Annotated in this window: 4 protein-coding genes and 1 pseudogene; 1 reads left to right on the top strand and 4 read right to left on the bottom strand. The window is 41.4% G+C overall.

Annotated elements, in window-relative coordinates; genetic code table 11:
* Positions 1-200, top strand: a pseudogene (locus tag F6K53_RS36350) (IscS subfamily cysteine desulfurase); the annotation flags it as partial.
* Positions 201-1,167: 967 nt separating this feature from the next.
* On the opposite strand, the gene F6K53_RS36355 reads toward F6K53_RS36350, so the two are convergent.
* From F6K53_RS36355 to F6K53_RS36365, 4 genes are all read right to left on the bottom strand, one after another.
* Positions 1,168-1,824 carry a HEAT repeat domain-containing protein gene (locus F6K53_RS36355; protein ID WP_293084304.1) on the bottom strand — a complete coding sequence of 219 codons (657 nt, stop codon included), beginning with the start codon at positions 1,822-1,824 and terminating at the stop codon, positions 1,168-1,170.
* Between the two features lie 87 nt (positions 1,825-1,911).
* Complete coding sequence (locus F6K53_RS46230) at positions 1,912-2,088, bottom strand: MarC family protein (protein ID WP_366511401.1); 177 nt, start codon at positions 2,086-2,088, stop codon at positions 1,912-1,914.
* A 303-nt stretch (positions 2,089-2,391) separates the two neighbouring features.
* Positions 2,392-2,646 carry a TIGR03643 family protein gene (locus tag F6K53_RS36360; protein ID WP_070396388.1) on the bottom strand — a complete coding sequence of 85 codons (255 nt, stop codon included), beginning with the start codon at positions 2,644-2,646 and terminating at the stop codon, positions 2,392-2,394.
* 72 nt (positions 2,647-2,718) lie between these two features.
* On the bottom strand, positions 2,719-2,874 hold the full coding sequence (locus F6K53_RS36365) for an orange carotenoid protein N-terminal domain-containing protein (RefSeq protein WP_293084307.1): 156 nt from the start codon (positions 2,872-2,874) through the stop codon (positions 2,719-2,721).
* Between the last annotated feature and the right edge of the window lie 146 nt (positions 2,875-3,020).

Below are 3,020 nucleotides of genomic sequence, written 5' to 3' on the forward strand. Positions count from 1 at the left end.
TTGGCTCGGCGTGTTCCTCAGCAACTGTAGCTCCTTCCCACGTACTATTAGCCCTAGGACATCCGGAAAATCTGGCTTATGCCTCCATCCGGTTTGGAATTGGACGCTTTAATACCATGGCGGAAATTAGCTTAGTGGCTGAGCATACGATCACAACGATTCAGTCTCTGCGCCAATCTCAAGCTGTCAAAATTAATTGAACAAAATTGTTGATCGTAGTCCCTAGCCATATTTTATTAGGAATCTTAACACTGAAAACTCCGCCACAAAGCGAGCGGAGATGAAAGTGTAAGCGCGACTAAAGTCGCCTAGAAAAAAAACTTGTGATGAGAGGTTGACCATTTTATAGCGCTAGACTATACTAAAAGTACAGGGTACAGGTTGAAAAACCGAGGCGCAACCGGGAGAGAAGCCCGCCACTGCTTGACCTTAAAACAGTAATGCCCAGAGGGCAGGGAAAATCCTCTTTAAAAACCCAATCATCAACCAGAAATTGGTGTGTGAACCCAGAAAAACACGCTTTAAGATAAAACGGTACGGTGGGGCACACCGGAACCAGGCGAAATGGAAGAGAAACGGACTATGCACATGCACTTCCGCTCCAAGTAGTCAAACGCTATAGTGAGAATCGCCCTCTGGGTCTACTATGAACTGAACTAGATTCTTGGTTTTGACGGGTTTTTGGTTTAGATATTGCCTATTTTTTTGGCGGCGTCAAAGATTAGGACATAGTGGTTTAAGGCGGCTCGTTGATCTAGGAATCCCCGCGCCTTTCGGGCTTTGCCCGACGCTATGCGAACAGGCCGGGGAGTGTCAAAATTTGGGTGGGGTAACCGAAACTAGCTTTTAAATTGCAAAGCGTAAGCTTCTAGGCTAAGATCACATCGGTACCACAAAGGAGATTTCGCTCCTTAGCTGAACCGCGAAAATCCCCGCACTTTACCTTTATTGGGTAGGTGTCGTATGGGAAGCGCAGGGTAAGAGTCCCAAAGGATCTTACCAATGTGATACACTAGGAATGGTAGCGATGCAGCGAGGTCTTGGGGGTTGAGCTTAAAAGCCTTACTGGGTGTGGGGTGAAAGGTGTAGGGAATGTTCCCTAACCCCTAACCCCTAAAACCTAACCCCTGTATGACTTTCAATTGGCTTGTTACCCCGTGAAGAAATCTAGAGAAGTCCCTCTAAAGTTGCACCGACAACTCGATAATCAGAATCTTGTCGCAGCTTCATGAGAGCATTTTGGGCTCTTGGGTCATCAAAATGTCTCAAAGTTATGGCTACTTGGGCACGAATTGCATCTTTAGAGGAGTTAGCTGCTTCAAGAAGAACCTCTAAAGCTGAAGATGCTTGAGGTGTTTTTGCTAATTGCCCTAAATTAGCGATCGCTGATTCCTGAACTGTGATATCGTTCCCTTTAAGTCCCGAAATACAGAGCTTTAAAAATATTTCCGGGTGTTCAGTTACTTCTATTGCAGCAAGAATACTTTGCCTTACCAACCAATTAGAGTCTTGTTGGAATAGGTATACGAGATGGGAAATTGCCCGCTTACCATATTTAGCTAAAGAATTAGCTGCTTCAGCTCTGACATTATAATCTTTATCATGTTCGATTAAATCCAGTAATAACCCAAAGGCTTCCTCTGTTTGCTTATACCCCAAACCCATAGCAACAAAGGAACGAATTAGAAATTCTTGGTCATACATCCTTCCCTTGAGTAGGGGGACAACCAAACCAGGTTCATAGTGCCTTAATTCGGTAATAGCTTTCATCCGATTTTGAGGATTAGGGCTATTGAGATTAGTTTCAATCTGATGTAGTTCCATGGTAATATCTCAAAATGTGAATAATTTAAATTAATTGATTAGTAAACTTGGTTTTGAACTTCTGGAGGATTAGCTGCTAATCCTTGTTCAAATTAACCCTGATTCTTGTAGTAATGCGAAAATACCATCAGCCAACAGTTGGATGGAAATTGCCAAAATGAAAAAGCCTAATACTTGACTCAGAACGCGGATTCCACTTTGACCAAAAACTTTGACCAGTAGTTCACCCCAGACTAAACAGAGATAAAGTATTATCCCTAACATTGAATTCTTGTTATACTCACATCTTGCACCATTCTCAAGAAGCTTGGTTCATGTAGGGTGGGCAGTGCACCAGACAGATAATGAAGCTTGCAAAGCGCGTTGGTAGGCACTGCCCACCCTACGATTAATGACAATGGTGCAAGATCTCAGTTATAGAGATAGTTGCTCGGAATATTTCATGGCTGAATTACTATTTATTGTATAATATTTATGCATTTATAAGTTATGTTAATTGTTTTTCATATAAATTGCTAGGACTTGACACGGTAATTTAGGTAGTAAAAACCGTATAGTGTTGTTAACTTAATTCTTTTGGTTGTTTGACTTGAAGCGACCTGCGGTAAAATCTCTTTTTCGGAGATGCTTGGTGTTACGTGCAGTGACTCTCTTACGCCACATCTTGAAGCTTGAAGTAGTCATGGAACGTCGCATTAATTGAATTACGTGTTTCTCTTGGAGACCAAACTGAACCTCAATTGCCTCAAATGGTGTTCTATCCTCCCAAGCCATTTCAACAATGCGATCAATACTTTGGTTGTCTAAGTTGGATATCTTCATTAACTTATGCTGATTTTATTACAATGTATCTACGTAAATAGATTTATATATTATTTGTCGATCAACTAATTGCTAAGTAGTAATTATCTGGGTTTTAATTCCCCGTTCAATTTTTAATTGAACAGTTGCACCGGGAGCCGGTGGAGTCACTAAACCTCCCATATTTTCGTAAAGGACCCACAAAAGTCCCAGTTGGTCATCAATGGATAGGCTCTCGATAGCTTCCACCGCCTTGGAACATCAAAAATATTGGAATAAGAGGGTTTGTTAGTAGTTTTGACCATAGGATTGTTTTTTATTTTGACGTGTTATGTAACTTAATGTAACGTAATGTAAAGTTTTATTGCAACAACTTGACTTAACTAGGGAGGGGA

The organism is Moorena sp. SIO4A1, assembly GCF_010672065.1.
In the GTDB taxonomy this organism is placed as follows: domain Bacteria; phylum Cyanobacteriota; class Cyanobacteriia; order Cyanobacteriales; family Coleofasciculaceae; genus Moorena.